This is a genomic window from Micromonospora sp. AKA38, from assembly GCF_027925725.1.
In the GTDB taxonomy this organism is placed as follows: domain Bacteria; phylum Actinomycetota; class Actinomycetes; order Mycobacteriales; family Micromonosporaceae; genus Micromonospora.
The window spans coordinates 465,740-482,689 of sequence record NZ_BNEI01000007.1 but is presented as its reverse complement, the minus strand read 5'-3'; the positions used below and the strand labels follow the sequence as shown (position 1 = coordinate 482,689).

Below are 16,950 nucleotides of genomic sequence, written 5' to 3'. Positions count from 1 at the left end.
GGTGACGGCCAACGAGATGCCACCCGTGGCGACCCCACGCGTCGCCGCCGGCGCCCTGTTCTTCGACGACGAAGGCAGGGTGATGCTCGTGCGCCCGAGCTACAAGAAGCACTGGGACATCCCAGGCGGCTACGTCGAACCCGGCGAGTCACCGCGGGCAGCCTGCGTACGGGAGATCCGAGAGGAACTCGGCCTCACGCCCGCGCTCGGACCGATGCTGGTCGTGGACTGGGCACCCGCCGAGCGCGAGGGCGACAAGCTCCTCTTCATCTTCGACGGCGGGTCACTCGGACCCGACAGCGAGCGCGAGATCCGCTTTGCGGACGGCGAACTCACTGAATGGCGCTACGTGGACGAAGAGTCCTTGGAAGAGCATGGCCCGTCGCGGCTGGCCCGCAGGATCCGCACCGCAATCGCGGCACGCCGGGGCGGCACGCCCGCCTACGCCGAGCATGGCAGCGCCATCTGAGGAAGTCAGTAGCGTGGCAAACTAACGCATTTTACGACAGCAGCGACATGCCGATGATCTGATGTGGGCGCGCGGCTCCCAAACGCTGGTGCGACTGGGGCCATCGGCTGACGTGCCCGGCTCAGTCGTGGCGGTGGCCGTTGAGGTCGCCGCGTGACCAGCTGACTCGTTTTGGCCGGTCGCCGGTGTCCCCGTAGCAGAACTCTTCCACGGCCAGACGAATCTGGGCTATGGGCAGTGTGCTGCGAGGACTGTGGATCAGTCCAGCATCCGGGTTCGCCACGACCTGGGGGTCGGCCTTCGGTGGTCTTGAGTTGTCGGTCAGCCAGACGTGCTCATAGATGCCGCCGCGTCTCGGGCTGCGGGAATCGACGCACCACATCAAGGCTCCGTAGCCAGCGGTCTTGTTGACCGCGACGGCGAGCCAGGTGTCCGACGTCAGCTCGTCGTCACTGACTGGTCGGTCGGCGATGCCGAACCAGGCAAGATCGTCGGATGGGAGCCGGTCCATCGTTAGCTCAACCAGTTGAGCCTTCTCCTCCCACGTCGTCGCGTGGCGCCAGGCCTCATCGAATACGCGACTGCTCACCGACAGAATCACGCCCGACACCGTAGCGATCCTGCCCGGCCCTCTCGAAAGGTAGGACCACAGCCGTCTGCCGGCATGCGCGCACTATCGCGGACCGTGAGGGCTTCCCAGGGCTTTGAGGATCACGTCAAGTATCTGGCGGGACGCAGTGTCAAGCATGTCCCGTGACGGGACAACGTTCACAAGGACACCACTGCCGAAACACTCTCTTCAGGATCAAGACGGCCCGCAAGCGGGCCGCACCCGCCGCGCACGGCCTGCTGGCGGCCTTCGGCCGGCATCGGCCGACGCGGCGGCGGCCAAGGCTCGATCGCTCACAAGGGGCGGGACGATCGCGTGACTAGTCGGGCAGCGCGGAGGGCAGGGCGATCGACTGCCGCGCCGCTCCGCGGCTTGCCATCGAATTCGAGGGGATCAGATGGTGGACTGCTGGGGCAGAACGAAGCGGCCCCGGCCGATGACCGGGGCGAGCCTCGCATCGCATCGCGCATAAACGCGACGTTGATCCTAGACAGGACACCGCCAGATCAACCATCACCTCCTAAAGGCGCTTAGCTCATCCGCAATAATCGTTCATTGGGGTGCGGGACTGGGCCACCGTCGGAGTGCTCCTCTGTCTGATGGCAGCACGTCCCCGCCGTCTAGGCCGGAACTACGCAGCAGCTCCCACATCCGTTTCAATTCGGTCAACGGCAGACGCCCGTCCTGATATTCCGCGATCAGCACATCAAGCGTGCAATGAGCACGGATCCCGAGATTGCCGGCGACCTTCCGGCCAGCATTCTCGTCAATCATTGCGACAGAGGCGGTCTGTTGGGCAAAGAGAAGTGTTTCGGACTCGCCAAGGTCTGAATCGTCCGACTTTGGGTTCCGAGACGCCGCACGAACCAACTGCCGCATTTTTTCGACGTCGGCGCGCTCTGCGAAGCAGTGCGGCTCTCCAAAAGCGCCACGGTCGCGTCCGGTCCACTTTTTGGCAGCCGCCGAGAGCTCTGCGTTGTCGGTATTCGTTCCACGTCTTTCAGCATGATGGACAATCTCATTCATGACGGCTTCAGTCCAACGCATTCGCTGGAAGTAGCGCTGTCGAACGATTCTGACCCCACGCGGAAGATGGCCGAAGCAAAGAAGTGGTCCTGTGTCGAAGGTGACGAGAGTTCCCGAGGTGGCAGTAGCCTCATGCATCGTCGCCCTCCCTTCTAGAGCGAGGACGATCACCTCGGGCGACCATCTTTCGAAGTTGCAGATCGTCGTACAAGTCATCAAACGCGGCCCAAGGCTCCTGGCCGAAGACCGGCCAAAAGTCCGGAGTCAGGCGAACGCAGTCGCTCGCGTCAAGAACCTCGCCAGGTTGGTAATCACTGTCAATCGTCACAACCGGATAGTCAAATCCGATGGTTCGCACCGGGCTTCCGCGCAGGACCGTCATTTGTTCCGCGAGCGCCTCCGCCTCCGGAAGGTGACTAGACGCATCCAGCAGGAGAGCATCCACCAGCGAATCGAGCCCGGCGCGCCACCATCGTCGTTCGCCGAGTTCCGCTAGGTGGCCTGTATACCGGCATTGATTAAGCGCCTCAGCCAACCCATTGTCTTCTGAAGTGATCTCCCGGAAGTCTTCAAGAGGTAGGCGCAGCAGGGTCGCGGCCCAGATATCCGGAATGATAAAGGTCGGGAACGGAAGAACTCGTTGGGCGAACCAGCGTAACCAAGCGCTGCCGGAAGTATACGCCGCCACGAAATTCTCCGGCGGCCGGCAGACCTGAACGTCTGCGAGGGCAGCCTCTTTCCACTTGGTCTCTGGTACATCCAACCAAGCGCAGCCTTCGTTCCACCCCGTTGGATCTGCTACCAGTGATTCGAGGCCGTCAACGGCTCGTGCAATGCTGTGAAGGCCATCAGCAATTGCAGGGTCTCCCTTACGGAAGACCCAGTCGAGTCCGTTCTCGGCGGCAACCGCAGGCTGGCGCAACTGGCTCGGCAGAGGGCCTGCGATACTATCCAGATTGCCCGTTCGCAGAACCACGGCGGCATGATGATCCATGTCCCGAAGGTGGCCGGTAACAACGGCCGCGACCGCGAGGCCGTCGTGCGGCCAGTATAGACACTCAGATGGATGTGGGACCACGGCCCAATCAAAGTGATGGTCGATTGCGATGACCTTAGACGACCGGAGATCGTTCCGCGTCACCGTGTTCGGAGACCGCACCTCTACTAGCAAGTTCGACAAGCGCAGCCCGGCGGCTACGGACTCCTCTTTCGAGACCTCGTCGTCAATCAGAAGGATGCGAGGGGTGTTGGAGCTCACTGACCTGTCCTCCGGCCGGGTATTCTGACCTCAATGGCGGTTTTGTATTCGCTCGTTGGTGCGACGAACCGTGCACTTCCGTTGTATTCAGCTACTAGTCGCCGCACAATCGGCAATCCCATTCCCATTCCTTGTCCAAGCACGGTATCGACCTCCGTGGTAGTGGACTCAAACGGGCGGAACCAGCGCTCCGACTGATGGAGATCGACTTGTACCCCAGTGTTCTCAACTCTCAGCACCAAGCCGCTATCTGCGCCCTGTGTCGCGGAAATGAGAATTCGGCCCTTCTCGCCCGCAGCTTTAACCGCATTCGTAAGAACGTTGGTCAGGATGATGGTTATCTCCGCTGGGAATACTGGCGGTGTTCGAGCGCTCTGGTCGACCTCCTGCACTACCTCAATTCGGCGCTCGATGAGCGTTGTGGAGAGAAGACGGAGGCTAGGCTCGATTGCCGCCGAATAAGGGATGCGTCGCCGACGCCTCCTCGCATCAGGGCCAACCACCTCTACTAAGTAACTGCTTTGGCGGCTTAGTGACTGTACGAGCTCGTCTGTAGCTTTCTCCAAGTCGGTTAGCAATTCATCGCGTCTTCGTTGGTCGTTCTCGCTAGCAGTGGCCAACGCAATTGTTCGAATCGCCTGGGCTAGGCCGAGGATGCCGTTGATGTCATGCACGAACGCAGCCAACTGGAGGCCCACGCCAGCCAGAATTTGGAGGGTAGCTCTGACCTCGTCCCCACGCTGGGCTTCCTCGATGTAATCGATCGCCTTCTCGATGAGGGCTAGTCGAGGGGCAACGTCCGAGTTGGCACCTAGTTCTACCTTAAGTGTGCGGATCTCACGGCGAGTGATTGAGATCGGCAAGGAGAGACCGTCGCTCGTCTCATCGGAGGAAGATTCGGCCGATTCAGCAATAGCTGAACTTGAGGAGCTTTGTATTTGGTGGCCAGGGGATGGTGCCGCTGATGGCGTCTGTGGTGGAGAAAGCTCGCGGCGCATCGTGTTCAAGCGGGCCGTTTGCTCAGTACGAGCATGGGACGCCCTCACGCGGGTAAGCAAATCGACGCCGTTTCGGACTAGCTCGCGCAGTACTTCGAACGCCGCGTCTTGGACAAACCCTTCGCGATTAACTACAGGGCGCAACGGCGAAGCGCCGGCAGCAGTCATGAAAACGGCACCGACATACTGATCGTTGCCCTGATTGAAGTAGGCTTCTTTCTCAACCGGCATGAGCAGGCGGCTCGATGCGTCATCCAGCTCGATAGAGAACTCACGCTCTCTACGTGCATAGTCGCGATCCAGGTTGAGCCAATCATCGCCCTGATCGCCATAAGGCAGAACACGGAACCCCTCGACGTATACTCGTACGCCGCGAGATGTCCGAGCGAACTTCCGGAGTGAGGAGGTTCTCGCTCCGATTCCGCGTACTTGACCGACTCTCGCATAGATTCGAGCTGAAAAGAATGGCCCTACATGAGGATCCGGGTGGTCGCGGCGGAGTTGATAGTCGCTACCACCGTGCTTACTGGATATCTGCCCCATGGAAGGTTGGATGTTAAACTCAACGCCGTCTGGCTTTGCTCTAATTTCTACGAGCCAGTCGGTCTGTTCTAGGAGTTGAGGCCATAGATCCTCCCCTGCATTGAGGTCGCCTTCAAACTTGATCCGGAACCCTGGGTCCTCAGGCTTACGCGACGAGACAACAAAGTCATCGAATAAATCGCTTGAGGAGAAGAGGTTTGGTGGCGGCCCTTGCGCGAGCTCTATTGGTGGCGTGCATGACGAGATCTGGGAGACGAAGTTTGAGAGAGCGGCGCCAGTCCATCTGCGGCGTAGTCTTTCAAGTTGGAGTCGTGTGCCGTGTGAATGCTGGGGTGTTACTGGGAAAGTGCGGACATCGAGTCCTTGGCGCGCGTCGTCGAAGGTCTCGTACTCCTCCTCTAGCTTCTGCCAGTCAATCGTTGCCTGCACACCCCTAAGGTCATTGCCGGCGAGGTTTTGAGGTACTGAGTTGACAACAAGCTTGCGAGCGAGTTTATGGGCGCTTAGCCTTCCGACGCCTTTTGCGCCAGTGTAATGGCGCCCATACACCGGGCTTTGTTTGCTTCCCTTTTCCTTATAGCGCCCCGCGATTCGGAGGAAGGCGCCCCGAAAAACGTCAGGGGCCATGCCCACTCCATTATCACTTACGAGTATTCGCCCATTCGGCCCTCGCAGGTCCTCGCCTCGGACCGTGACCACCGTGGCGTCGGCGTCATATGCGTTTTTTACCAACTCAATCAGGGCAGTGCTATCGCGGCCGACAAGGAGCTCGCCCAGCTCCCGGAACAAGTGGGTGTCGACTGAGAACCCGAAAGACTCCTGGGTCTCGTTGAGCGCCAACGCGTACTCCTTCCCGTGAAGAGCCGAGCGTAGCGTTAGGGCTACGGTCAGTCCAGAGCTTGGGCAATCTGGATCGGGATCTGAAGGTCGGCAAGGTCCCGCGGCTCGATCTTGAGCGTGCCACTGCCATGCTGTCGTGACGCATTGGCTAGGGCATCCTGTCCTGCGGGGCCTCTGATCCAGGATGCCAAGCACGCAATGGGCTCGGCTGCCTTGGGCGCGCGACGAATTGTGATGCCGTAGAAGGTGTTGGTAGGAATGGCCTTCGCGGAGTTTACGATGAGTCGAAATTGGCCCTTTGACATCGGCCCGAACAGTAGGTCCGGTGCGGGGATTTTCTCGACAACGTACCAAGGGCTTCGTGCGCTACAAAGGTAGGCATCAGGAACGCCCTTTAGTCTGCCCAGTTCAAGTAGTTGGCGAACAATCGGATCGCTCGCGTCCTGTTCGCTGAGCCATAGGAGCCACCTGCGTAATCCCCGAGCCCCTATGGTGTCGTGCGCCATTTCGTCTAGGTGGTCGGTCGGGATGTCACGGAGTCTGGTTGCCGCTGGAACGTATGCGGTGTCGGGCAACTTCGCTACCTGTTCGTCCGTCAGTAGGAAGAACTGGTTGCATCCCGTTGCGACGCCTCTCCGTATGCGGGCAATCGAAGCTAGTGGGACAGTCTTCTGCCGTACTTTCGAATGGGTGGTGTGGGCGAAGAGGAAGCTTTTGGGCGGCGCTCCTTCTCGCTGAACCTCTTGAGATGCAGCGCGAGAGAAGCCCAAACCAAGCTCGCCCTTCAATCGGATGACGTGTAGTTTGTTGACCGTTGAATTCACCGGCCCGACCCAGAGGACCATTGCAGCCACAGAGGCGATGGGGAATAGATTCAAGGCGTGGGGAAAGATGTGGAGCTCTACCGGTCGCTCCTTGACGCTCCATAGGTAACGCCGGAGGCTCTCCGCGTAATCCGCTTCGAGCCAATTGGAGGGCAGTAGGAGGCACAGGCTGTCAGCGGGATCTAGATGTGCGAGTGATGCTGCTAAGAAATAGGTCGAAAGCCCTGCTCGGCCACCTGGTGCCAAATAACCCGAAGCCTTCTTTGCTAGCTCTTTAGCTGCGCGGGTCAGCCCTTGATGTCTTGTGTAGGGAGGATTGCCCCAGATTAGACGCGGTCCCGGAATCGCAGCCCACTGGTGCAATGACCAATCCAGGAAGTCGGCATGGTGAAGGAAAACCCGGTTGGGTAGGCTTGACGTAATCTGCGGGGTGGCTGCAAGTAGACCGAGTGTTGCCACATTAATGTCGACGGCGTGGATGTTAGCCTCTGGCCATGCCTCAAGTGCTGTTCGGGTAAAAGCGCCCACGCCCGCGCCCGGGTCAATGACCGCCTTTGGCGGGCAGGAAAGGCGCTGCTCAACAAGCTTCTGCATATAGCTTGAGATGTCGGGCGGGGTGAAGAATGTCCCTAGCGGTCGACGTCGGGGTGCTGCGACTAACCGCTCGTACAAGAGAGCGAGGGGATCCACTCGGCGGCTCAGGCTAGCCCTCAGAGGCTCAAGGAGCTCCGGAGGCAGTAGCGGAGCATTAGCGGCCCATTCAGCGACGGCCCGAGGAAGTAGGGGCTTAACGCCGTCCGCTAAGGATCCCATCAGGGACCTTGAGACGCCGCCTAGTGCTGCTAGCTGCGCTTGTTCTGTCGCGTTCGGCCCTGGCACGTGAGCTGCGAGGCTCGCTTCCCGGCTGTTGGCACGGCACCAAGAGGCCAGCCGGCGCAGCAGGCGTTCGTCCTCAGAGGGGTTGCCTTGGTGTCTGGGCGCGAGCTGGCGACCGGGGGGGCGGACGACCACACCCTCCGCTTGGCGATGATCATCAACGGAAATCCTCATGCGTTTCGTCTGTGAGCGGACTTCGAAGAGCCTGCCGTCTCGATGGTCGCCATGGCCGCAAGTTTGCCAGACGCAGGGTGCTAACCGTGATCCGAGAGCCGTCACTACTTGGAGAGGCGGTTGGATGCTGGTGGCTCGTCCCGCAACGAGTTGAAGGGCGAGTCAGGGGATAGCGAGCGAACGTCGTACCATCTGCCGGCACTCGATCATGGCATGGCACTACCCAGTGTTGACCCCGACATCACAGGAGGCATATGCGCCAGCCACCGCGGAGCTTCCCGCGCAGGAGGCGAGCACGGCGAGGACCAGAGTTGCGAGATGGTGGCGACCGGAAAGTAGCTTCTGACGGCTGGGTTCCTGAGTCACCGTGGTCTCCTTCGCGCAGTCGCGCTGGCCGCACGGATTCGATCACGTAGGGCTGTCGACAGCAACGAGCCGGGACCGATGCAGCCGGAGCACGTCGCAGACGGACGGCCGTTCGAGGTGAAGGATGCAGCCCCGGATTGCACCGCATCGACCGCAGTGCCGGACGCGGCGCGTCAGCCGATCGTCAGCGAACGCCGTATCACGTGGCAACTCTCGATCATGCTCGACGGCAAGACGGATGCGTCTGACCACGCGGCACGGCACTCGATCACTCTCGCTGCTACGTCAGGTCACTTTCCCCCCGACGGGGGTCGTCCCTTTGTGTGGAGCGCTCCCGCTGAGGTGGGAGCGCCTTTTTCGGCTCGGTCGTCTCCGGGTGCCGGCGTGGCGGAGCGGCCGACCCTTCGCCGGGCCGGCCGCTCCGATCGGCGGATCAGCCCTTGATCAGGTTGACGACCGCGGTGTCGTTGACCTCGACGTACTGGTTGTACTCGCTGTCGTACCCCTGTGCCCTGGTGCTGACCTCCACGTCACCCTTGACGAACGGCACGGTGCCGGTCGGCGTGGCGGTGGCGGCCCAGGCCGCCGGGGTGCCCGGGACACAGTCCACGCGGGTGGTGAAGTCACCCCGGACGATGGTCTTCTTGACGATCTCGGTGACCGTGCCGTAGAGCGCCACGGAGGTCGGCTGGTTGCAGGTGACCGTGCCGTGCACGACCGCCTTGCCGCTCACCGTGCTGGCCGTGCCCTGGGTGGCCACGGCGAGCGCGAGGTCCAGCGGCGCCGGGGCCGGCGGGTTGGCGATGTGCACCTCGCCGCGGGCCGCCGTGGTGCCGCCCTCGCAGTGCTGCTCGAAGGTGGCGTCGAACGTCTGGACGTAGCCGTTCGGTCCGAAGACGGCGTTGAGCACGGTGAACGTGCCGGTCAGCTCGTTGCAGCCGCGGCCGTTCCCGTCCAGGCTCAGGCCGGGGCCTGCGCCGTTGAACGGGTAACGGGTCGCGTTTTCGTAGGTGCCCGGGGTCAGCGGCTGGCTGCCCGGGGCGTCGAAGTCCAGGTACCACCAGTCGCCGCCGTAGCCGTTGACGTTGACCGACACGTGGCTGGCGTCGGTCGACGCGGAGGTGGTGAGCTGGTCGCCGCCGGCGACCGAATAGGCGTACGACCCGCCGCCGGTGATGTAGTCGCCCTGGTCACCGCTGAAGGTGACCGAACCGGACGCCACCGGCTGTGCCTGTGCCGGCGCGGCAGCGACCAGCCCGCCCAGCGCCCCCGTGATCGACAGGCTGGCCGCCAGGGCCGCCCTCCGCCAGGTCTTGTGCATCCCCGCTCCTCTCGGTGAGACAGCTGGGCGGTCGTACCGCCCAATAGTTGCTGTCGATCAATTACCGCACAGCGTGGTGATGTCGTTACACCGCGAGGGCAAAGCGTCCGAAAGGGACAGTCAGCGGATCACGGCGCGCAGCGTCTGCCGGGCGGGCTCGAAGCAGGCGAGCCCTCGGCCCTGCTCGTCGGTCACCACCCACGGGTGGCCCACGTACGTCTGCTGCCGGTAGGACTGCCCCGCCTGGAGCACCGCGTACCGCTGGCGTCGGCCGTCGTAGTTCAGCCAGTTGACGACCACGGGCGCGGTCCGGGCGTTGACGAAGTCGACGAAGGTCTCCGGCCCGCCCCCGCTGGAGCGCAGCGTCGACTCCCGGGACGCCGGCAGCGGGGTGAGTTCGCCGGGTCGGGACACCGGCGGCTTCGTCCGGCTGGCCGACGGCTTCGGCGCCGGTGGTCGGGCGGCCGCAGTGGTGCGGCGGGGCGGGGCCGGCGCGCGGGTCGGCAGCGCGGCGCGGGTGGAGAGCGACACGGGCGCCGGGGAGTACGACTCGGTCGCCAGGTCCGCGGCCGGCGTGCCGGGCGAGGCCAGGATCGCCTCAGCGCCGCCGGGCGGCGGCAGGTCGGGGCGGCGCGGCATGGCGAAGTAGCTGAGCGTGCCGACCAGCACCACCACCATGACCCCGATCGCCACCGAGGCGAGCGTGGCCGGGGACGGGTCGCGGAGCCAGACCTCGCCGCCGCTTGGCAGGGCTGGCCGGGGGTGGCGTCGGCCGGACGGGGTTCCGGTGCCGTGCGGTGAATCGGTCATGGCCTCGATTCCGCGAGCGGTGCCGTCCGTTCCACGGCAGGGGGCTCCGATTATGCGGGACGGGCAGCGTTCCCAGTCAATGGCTGGCGGGGCCGCCGGTTCCGGCCGGTGAGCTGGGCCGGACCAGTCGTCCGGGCAACGTTCCCCGCCGATCCGGCCGCGCCGACGCATAGCAGATCGACTCGTTCGGCGAGGTCTGTCCACAAGCCCCTTCGTTGTCCACAGGCGAGCGGTTGCGGCACCCGCACGGTCGGCCGGATGGGGACGCTCCACCACGGCACGTCCGAGTCCGACCGTTGGAGGCCGCCATGGCGCCCCGCACCCCGCTTCCGCCGTACCGTCGACTGCCGCTGCTCGTCACGGCCGACGGTGACCTGCTCGACGAGCTGTTGCGCCTGGCCGCGGCCAGCGGCACCGAGGTCGAGCTGGCGGCCGACCCGGCAGCCGCCCGCGCCCGCTGGGCGCCCGCGCCGCTGGTGCTGGTCGGCGCCGACCAGGCCGCGGCCTGCCTGCGGGCCCGCCTGCCGCGGCGTCCGCGCACGGTGCTGGTCGGGCGCTCCGGCCAGCTCGATCCGGGTACGGAGTTGGCCGAGCTGATCGGCGCCGAGCATGTCGCGGCGCTGCCCGCGGCGGAACCCTGGCTGGTCGACCGGTTCGCCGAGTGCGTGACCGGGCCGGTCGGCGCGGGCCCGGGCCGGGTCGTGGCGGTGCTCGGCGGGCGTGGCGGCGCGGGAGCCAGCGTGCTCGCCGGCGGGCTCGCGGTCAGTGCGGCCCGGTCCCGGCTGCGCACGCTCTTGGTCGACGCCGACCCGTTGGGCGGCGGCCTCGACCTGGTGCTCGGGTGGGAGCAACTCGACGGGTTGCGCTGGCCCGAGCTGGCCGGCGCCGACGGCCGGGTGGATCCACCGTCACTGGTCCGCGCGCTGCCCAGCCGTGGCGATCTGGTCGTGCTCTCGTGGGACCGGGGGGACCTGCGGCACCTGCCGGCCGAGGCGATGGCCGCCACTGTCGACGCCGGCCGGCGCGGGCGGGACCTGGTCGTGCTCGACCTGCCCCGGCATCTCGACGACGCGGCGGTGATCGCCCTCCAGGCGGCCGACCGCGCGTTCCTCGTGGTGCCCGCCGAGCTGCGTGCCACCGCCGCCGCGGCCCGGGTGGCCGCCGTGGTGGCACCGCAGTGCGCCGACCTCTCGGTGATCGTGCGCGGCCCGGCGCCAGGCCGGCTCCGGGCGGCCGAGGTGGCCCGCGCCCTCGGCCTGCCGCTCGCCGGGACGCTCCGGCCCGAGCCCGGCCTGTGCCGAGGGCTGGAGCGCGGCGAGGCCCCTGGCGCCACCGGCAAGGGCCCGCTCGCCGTGCTGTGCCAGCGGCTCGTCGACGAGCTGACCGGTCGGTCCGCGGCGGGCGCGGCGTGACCGGCCCGGCCGATCCGGGAGAGCTGGCCGCCCGGGTCCGGCACCGCTTCGCCGCCGACGCCACCCCGGTCACCTCCGCCGCGGTGGTCTCCGCGGTACGCGCCGAGCCGGGCGCCGGCGTGCTCGGCGACACCACTCTGCTGCGGATCGCCGACCGGGTGCACGACGACCTCGTCGGCGCCGGCCCGCTCGCGCCGCTCCTCGCCGACCCACAGGTCACCGACGTGCTGGTGAACGGCGTCCGGGTCTGGGTCGACCGGGGGCGGGGCCTGCACCAGGTGGCCGTGCCGCTCGGCACGGTCGACGACGTACGCCGGTTGGCGCAGCGATTGACCGCGGCGGCCGGTCGCCGGCTGGACGACGCGTCGCCCTACGCCGACGCGCGACTGCCGGACGGCACCCGGCTGCACGCCGTGCTGCCACCGGTGGCGACCGACGGCCCCTACCTGTCGCTGCGCACCTTCCGGCAACGGCCGTTCACGCTGGCGGAACTGGTCGACCACGGCACCGTGCCCCGTCCGGTCGCCCCGCTGCTCGACGCGGTGGTGGCCGCCCGGCTCGCGTACCTGGTCACCGGCGGCACCGGCTCCGGCAAGACCACGCTGCTCAACACGTTGCTCGGGCTGGTGCCCGGCACCGAGCGGATCGTGCTGGTGGAGGACGCCGCCGAACTGCGCCCGGTGCACCCGCACGTGATCGGGTTGCAGGCGCGCACCGCGAACGTCGAGGGCGTCGGGGCGGTCGGCCTCAGCGACCTGGTCCGGCAGGCGCTCCGGATGCGACCGGACCGGCTCGTGGTGGGCGAGTGCCGGGGCGCCGAGGTGGTCGACCTGCTGGCCGCGTTGAACACCGGCCACGGCGGCGGGGCGGGGACGCTGCACGCCAACGCCCCGACGGATGTGCCCGCCCGACTGGAGGCGCTCGGGATGCTCGGCGGGCTGCCGCGGATCGCGTTGCACGCCCAGGTCGCCGCCGCCCTGCAGGTCGTCCTCCAGGTACGCCGGACCGGCGAGGGGCGGGTGCTCGACTCGATCGGCCTGCTCCTCCCGGGTGGCCCCGAACGGGTGGTGACAGTGGTTCCGGCCTGGATCCGGGGCCGTGGTCTCGGCCTGGCCGCCCGGCCGCTCGGCAACCTGCTGCGCGAGCGGGGCGTGCCCGTGCCGCCGATCCTCTGTGCGGTCTGGCCCGACGCGGCAGGCCCCTCGTGACCGGCCAGCTCGTGACCGGTCAGCTCGGGCTGGTGGTCGTGCTGCTGGTCGGTGCCGCGGTGACGGTCGGCTGGCCGGTACGCGCCGGCCGGACCCGACAGCGGGCGGTCCTCGACCCGGGACCCGGTCCCGGCAGCCGGCCCACCCCTGACCGGCGGCCCGCCTCGACGTCGGGCGGTCGGGCTGCGTTCCCGACGCGGCCGGCCCCTGACCGGCGGCCCGCCTCGACGTCGGCGGGTCTGGCCGCGTTCCGGGCCGTCTCCGTCCGGCGGTTCCCGCCGGCGGCGGCGCTGCTCGGTGGCGGGGTGGGGGCGTTCCTCGGTGGTCCGGTGGCCGCGCTGGCACTTGCCGTATACGGCACGCTCGCGGCCCGGGCGGCGGTACGCAGGCGCACCCGGCAGGCGGCCCGGGCGGAGCACCGTCGTGATCTCGACCGGCTCGGTGCCGTCGCCGCCGATCTGCGGGCCGGTCTGCCCACCGGCCACCTGCTCGACACTGGTGCGGGGCGGATCGCGCGGCTGACCCGGGCCGCGGTGCGACTTGCCGACCGGACCGGAGCGCCGCTGGCCGACCTGCTCGAACGGATCGAAGCCGACGCCCGCGCGGCCGATCGAGGGCTCGCCGCTGCCGCCGCCCAGGCCGCCGGCGCGCGGGCGACGGCGTGGCTGCTCGCCGCCCTGCCACTCGGCGGGATCGGTCTCGGCTACGCCATCGGCGTCGACCCGGTGGCCGTGCTCCTGCACACGCCGGTCGGCGGTGGCAGCGCCGTGGCGGCCGTGGCCCTGCAGGTGGGCGGGCTGCTCTGGGCGGAACGGCTCGGCGCCGGGCCAGGGCGGGCGGCCTGATGTCCCGCCAGGTGGTCGCCGCCGTCTGCCTCGGCGGAGCCGCTTCCCTCGTACTCGTCACCGGGGCCACCGCCCGGCCGGTCCGGCGGCTGCGCCGGCTCGCGCCGATCCCTTCGCAAGGCCGCCCGAGCTGGTGGCCGGACCGGATCCGGCTGGGTGCCGGCCTGACCGCCGTGGCCGTGGCGGTGGTCGCCGGCGGCTGGCCCGGCCTGCTCACCGGTCTGCTGGCCGGTGTGACCGCCGACCGTCTGCTACGCCGGATCGAGCCCCGCGCCGTACGGGAGCGTCGCCTGCGCGAAACCGCGGACCTGCCGCTCGCCGCCGATCTGCTGGCCGCGGCGCTCCGGGCCGGCGCACCTGTCGACCGCTCGGCGCTCGCGGTCGCCGAGGCGCTCGGCGGGCCACTCGCGGACCGGCTCGGCCGGGTGGGCCGCACGCTGGGCCTGGGCGGTACGGCGACCGAGGCGTGGGCGCACCTGCGCCCGGTCGCCGGGGCGGAGAGCCTGGTGACCGCCGCGGTCCGCTCGTCGAACAGTGGCGCCGCGCTGGCCGGCGCGCTCACCCGACTCGCGGACGACCTGCGGGCGGAGCGCTCGACCGCGGCCGAGGCGGCGGCCCGACGCGCGGGCGTGCTCATCGTGTTGCCGCTCGGGTTGTGCTTCCTGCCCGCCTTCATTCTCGCCGGTCTGGTGCCGGTGATCGTCGCCGTCCTCGGCGACGTGCTGTAAACCATCGAGAAGGGACGTACGACATGCGCAAGCTCCTTACCCGACTGCGGGGTGACGCCGGCATGAACACCGCGGAGTACGCCGTGGGCACCCTCGCCGCGGTCGCCTTCGCCGGCATCCTGCTGAAGGTGCTCACCTCCGGGAACGTGCAGTCCGCGCTGACCGCTGTCATCGACCGGGCCTTGAAGTGACCGGGCGCCGGTGGGCCGGTCGACACCGTGGCCGGTGCGCCCACGTTCCGGCCGCCCCGGTGGCAAGTGGCGGGGCGCCGTACGGCGTCCGGTGCGGCGCTGCCCGCCGTCGCCCCTGGGACGCCCGGGAACGGGGCTCGTTCACCGCCGAGCTGGCGGTCGGCCTGCCGGCGTTGATGTTCCTGCTCGTCGCCGGCCTCACCGCGGTCGACGCGGTGACCACGCGTGCCGGCTGCGTCGACGCGGCCCGGGAAGCGGCACTCGCCGCCGCACGGGGCGAGCCGGGCCCACCCGCCGCCACCCGGTACGCCCCGGCGGGCGCGGAGGTGACGCTGACCGTGACCGGTGACCGGGTGACCGCGACCGTCCGGGCACCCGTGCGGACGTTCGGCACGAGGCTGCCCCGGTCGACCGTCTCCGGCGTCGCGGTGGCCGCCGTGGAACCCGGCGCTCCCGGGCCGACGCCGTGACGCCGCAAACACCGGCGAGGCCGGAAATGCCGGCGAGGCCGGGAACGCCGGCGAGGCCGGGAACGCCGGGGCGGCTGGGGAAGCTGGGGAAGCTGGAGACCTTGTCACCGACCGTCAGTTCGGCCGATCGGGAGCCGCACCCGGATGAGCTGTCGGACCCGGCCGGGATTCACCTTGCCGGATCGGCCCCTGCCGGGCTGCGCCTCGCCGGGCCGGACCTCGCCGGGCCGAGCCCTGACAGGCCGCACCCTGCCGGGTCGAGCCCTGACAGGCCGAGCCCTGACAGGCCGAACCTTGCCGGGCCGAGCCCCGACGGGTCGAGCTTTGATGGACCGCACGCACGCGGACAACCCACCGGCTGGTCGGCGTCCGAGCGGGGTGGGGCGACCGTGTGCCTGCTCGCCATCGGCCTGGTGTTCGTGCTCGTCGGGTTGTTCGGCGCCGGGCTCGGGGCCGCCCGTTGCGCCCGCCACCAGGCCCGGGTGGCGGCCGACTTCGGCGCGCTCGCGGGCGCGAGCCGGGTGCTCGACGGGGCGGACGCTGCCTGCGGGTCGGCCGACGCGCTGGTGTCCGCCAACGCCGGCCGGATGACCGGGTGCCGGGTCGACGGCCTCGACCTGATCGTCACGGCGCACGTGCGGGTCACGCCGCTACCCGGGTTGACCCGCGTCGCCACCGCCACGTCCCGGGCCGGCCCGGCGCGCGAACTCGCCGCCACGCCATGATCATCATTGCCGACTGGAGACTCGGCAGTCGGCCGATGAACCTAGCCAGCGGTCGACCGGTGGAGCCCGCCGCGACGGGCCGCACCGGTCGACGTCGGCGTCAGCGGGACTGGAGCGCGTCCAGGCCCACCGCCATGGCGATGACCAGGCGGCGATCGATGTGCGGGTGCTGGATGTCGACGACGTACCGGTCGCGCAGGCCCCACTTCTTGTCGACCGAGAACACCGGCTGGCCGCCGGCCAGGAAGTCGAAGTGGTAGGGCAGCCAGGAGAGCGAGTCGACGAAGCGGCGCAGCAGCGCCACCGGCAGGCTGCGCTCCTGTCCCGTCGCGGGCGGCAGACCGGGCTGCTCGACGTGCCAGGTCGAACGCAGCAGCGACTGGGCGAAGTCCTTGCGGAACAGGCCGATCGGGGTGCCGGCGTGGTCGGTCACGTCGTAGGTGGCGCCGAGGTCGAGCCGTTGGCGGGCCTTGAACCCGAGCAGGGGGTACTGCTTGGTGTCGTCGGTGTAGATGGTGACCTGCTCCTTGAAGGCGAGCCGCTTCTGCTGCGCGAACGCGAGCAGCCCGCCCTCGGAGCCGTCCGGTGCCACGGCGTGCACCTCGTACTGGTTGACCATCATCCGGATCCGCTGGCGGACGATGAACCGGTGTTGGGCCTGCAGGCTGTCGAGCGACATCTGATCTCCTTCGAGGGGTCGCCGGAGTGTCGCACAGCGCCGCCACCAGCGCGCACCGCTGGTCCGCCCTGCCGGTGACCTTGATCGACTCCCGCGCACCGAAGTGACGGTGCCGGTCATCGTCCGACACCGTCCTCCCGGTGAGCTGGCGAGACGCCCCCCGGTCCGACCGCGCTCACCGCACAGCGGTTCGTGCCGCGACGGGCGGTCAGCGTCCGCCGTCGACCGTGGCCTTCATCGCCCACGTGTTGAGCACCTGGTGGATACCGCGCAGGCGTTCGTTGATCTGGTCCAGCCGCTCCGCCTGGGCCAGGTTCGCCAGCGCGGTACCCAGCGCTATCTGCTGGTCCGGGGTGAGGCTTTCCTGGTCGATGGTGTAGAGCAGCTCGACGGTCTCGGCGATCGTGTCGGCCACGGCGGCACCTCCGGCGGGACGGGTCTCGGGTCGCGTCTGCGCTACCGGAATGATGCATGGAAGCGCTCCCATACATCAATGCCCCGCAACGCCCGTCCTCATGCCCCGTCCCACCCACCAGACTCACTCCTCCCGCTGACCCGCCCCGTCGATCTTGCACCT

17 protein-coding genes are annotated in these 16,950 nt (G+C 68.0%); 8 read left to right on the top strand and 9 right to left on the bottom strand.

What is annotated here, in order from left to right; genetic code table 11:
• Position 1 precedes the first annotated feature (1 nt).
• The gene (locus TPA0908_RS29545; protein ID WP_281943550.1) at positions 2–469 is read left to right on the top strand and encodes an NUDIX domain-containing protein; all 468 of its coding nucleotides are present in this window, start codon (positions 2–4) and stop codon (positions 467–469) included.
• Between the two features lie 121 nt (positions 470–590).
• Here TPA0908_RS29545 and TPA0908_RS29540 read toward each other — a convergent pair whose 3' ends face one another.
• The 7 genes from TPA0908_RS29540 to TPA0908_RS29510 form a co-directional block, all read right to left on the bottom strand.
• Entirely contained in the window at positions 591–1,070 is a 480-nt protein-coding gene (locus TPA0908_RS29540) for an Imm1 family immunity protein (protein WP_281943549.1), read from the bottom strand.
• 561 nt (positions 1,071–1,631) lie between these two features.
• Entirely contained in the window at positions 1,632–2,105 is a 474-nt protein-coding gene (locus TPA0908_RS29535; RefSeq protein WP_281943547.1) for a hypothetical protein, read from the bottom strand.
• A gap of 130 nt (positions 2,106–2,235) precedes the next feature.
• The gene (locus TPA0908_RS29530) at positions 2,236–3,363 is read right to left on the bottom strand and encodes a hypothetical protein (RefSeq protein WP_281943544.1); all 1,128 of its coding nucleotides are present in this window, start codon (positions 3,361–3,363) and stop codon (positions 2,236–2,238) included.
• Positions 3,360–5,744, bottom strand: coding sequence for an ATP-binding protein (locus tag TPA0908_RS29525; RefSeq protein WP_281943542.1), 2,385 nt, complete (start codon positions 5,742–5,744; stop codon positions 3,360–3,362). The genes TPA0908_RS29530 and TPA0908_RS29525 overlap by 4 nt, the downstream gene beginning before the upstream one ends.
• 47 nt (positions 5,745–5,791) lie before the next feature.
• The gene (locus TPA0908_RS29520; RefSeq protein ID WP_281943540.1) at positions 5,792–7,162 is read right to left on the bottom strand and encodes an Eco57I restriction-modification methylase domain-containing protein; all 1,371 of its coding nucleotides are present in this window, start codon (positions 7,160–7,162) and stop codon (positions 5,792–5,794) included.
• A 1,255-nt stretch (positions 7,163–8,417) separates the two neighbouring features.
• Positions 8,418–9,305: a hypothetical protein gene (locus TPA0908_RS29515; protein ID WP_281943538.1), complete on the bottom strand. Its 888-nt coding sequence runs from the start codon at positions 9,303–9,305 to the stop codon at positions 8,418–8,420.
• Between the two features lie 120 nt (positions 9,306–9,425).
• Positions 9,426–10,115 carry a VHL beta domain-containing protein gene (locus TPA0908_RS29510; protein WP_281943536.1) on the bottom strand — a complete coding sequence of 230 codons (690 nt, stop codon included), beginning with the start codon at positions 10,113–10,115 and terminating at the stop codon, positions 9,426–9,428.
• A 308-nt stretch (positions 10,116–10,423) separates the two neighbouring features.
• Here TPA0908_RS29510 and ssd point away from each other — a divergent pair, with 308 nt between their 5' ends.
• From ssd to TPA0908_RS31730, 7 genes are all read left to right on the top strand, one after another.
• Positions 10,424–11,527 (top strand): septum site-determining protein Ssd, encoded by a 1,104-nt coding sequence (gene ssd / locus TPA0908_RS29505; protein ID WP_281943534.1) that lies wholly within the window; start codon positions 10,424–10,426, stop codon positions 11,525–11,527.
• Positions 11,524–12,735: a TadA family conjugal transfer-associated ATPase gene (locus TPA0908_RS29500; protein WP_281943532.1), complete on the top strand. Its 1,212-nt coding sequence runs from the start codon at positions 11,524–11,526 to the stop codon at positions 12,733–12,735. The genes ssd and TPA0908_RS29500 overlap by 4 nt, the downstream gene beginning before the upstream one ends.
• On the top strand, positions 12,732–13,580 hold the full coding sequence (locus TPA0908_RS29495; protein ID WP_281943530.1) for a type II secretion system F family protein: 849 nt from the start codon (positions 12,732–12,734) through the stop codon (positions 13,578–13,580). Before TPA0908_RS29500 ends, TPA0908_RS29495 begins: the two co-directional genes overlap by 4 nt.
• A complete protein-coding gene (locus TPA0908_RS29490; RefSeq protein ID WP_281943528.1) occupies positions 13,580–14,308 on the top strand; it encodes a type II secretion system F family protein in 729 nt (242 codons plus the stop codon). The genes TPA0908_RS29495 and TPA0908_RS29490 overlap by 1 nt, the downstream gene beginning before the upstream one ends.
• Before the next feature lie 23 nt (positions 14,309–14,331).
• A complete protein-coding gene (locus TPA0908_RS29485) occupies positions 14,332–14,499 on the top strand; it encodes a DUF4244 domain-containing protein (protein WP_013283643.1) in 168 nt (55 codons plus the stop codon).
• Between the two features lie 59 nt (positions 14,500–14,558).
• On the top strand, positions 14,559–14,969 hold the full coding sequence (locus TPA0908_RS29480; protein WP_374709273.1) for a TadE family type IV pilus minor pilin: 411 nt from the start codon (positions 14,559–14,561) through the stop codon (positions 14,967–14,969).
• 389 nt (positions 14,970–15,358) lie between these two features.
• Positions 15,359–15,694, top strand: a complete 336-nt coding sequence (locus TPA0908_RS31730; RefSeq protein ID WP_374709272.1) for an Rv3654c family TadE-like protein — start codon at positions 15,359–15,361, stop codon at positions 15,692–15,694.
• Between the two features lie 100 nt (positions 15,695–15,794).
• Here TPA0908_RS31730 and TPA0908_RS29470 read toward each other — a convergent pair whose 3' ends face one another.
• Entirely contained in the window at positions 15,795–16,373 is a 579-nt protein-coding gene (locus tag TPA0908_RS29470; RefSeq protein WP_281943524.1) for an LURP-one-related/scramblase family protein, read from the bottom strand.
• Positions 16,374–16,581: 208 nt separating this feature from the next.
• A complete protein-coding gene (locus TPA0908_RS29465; protein WP_107154710.1) occupies positions 16,582–16,788 on the bottom strand; it encodes a hypothetical protein in 207 nt (68 codons plus the stop codon).
• Between the last annotated feature and the right edge of the window lie 162 nt (positions 16,789–16,950).

Coding starts and splice junctions, on each gene's coding strand:
- TPA0908_RS29485 (WP_013283643.1), top strand. CDS start 14,332: ATGCGCAAGCTCCTTACCCGACTGCGGGGTGACGCCGGCATGAACACC.
- ssd (WP_281943534.1), top strand. CDS start 10,424: ATGGCGCCCCGCACCCCGCTTCCGCCGTACCGTCGACTGCCGCTGCTC.
- TPA0908_RS29470 (WP_281943524.1), bottom strand. CDS start 16,373: ATGTCGCTCGACAGCCTGCAGGCCCAACACCGGTTCATCGTCCGCCAG.
- TPA0908_RS29490 (WP_281943528.1), top strand. CDS start 13,580: ATGTCCCGCCAGGTGGTCGCCGCCGTCTGCCTCGGCGGAGCCGCTTCC.
- TPA0908_RS29535 (WP_281943547.1), bottom strand. CDS start 2,105: ATGAATGAGATTGTCCATCATGCTGAAAGACGTGGAACGAATACCGAC.
- TPA0908_RS29520 (WP_281943540.1), bottom strand. CDS start 7,162: ATGCAGAAGCTTGTTGAGCAGCGCCTTTCCTGCCCGCCAAAGGCGGTC.
- TPA0908_RS29515 (WP_281943538.1), bottom strand. CDS start 9,305: ATGCACAAGACCTGGCGGAGGGCGGCCCTGGCGGCCAGCCTGTCGATC.
- TPA0908_RS29510 (WP_281943536.1), bottom strand. CDS start 10,115: ATGACCGATTCACCGCACGGCACCGGAACCCCGTCCGGCCGACGCCAC.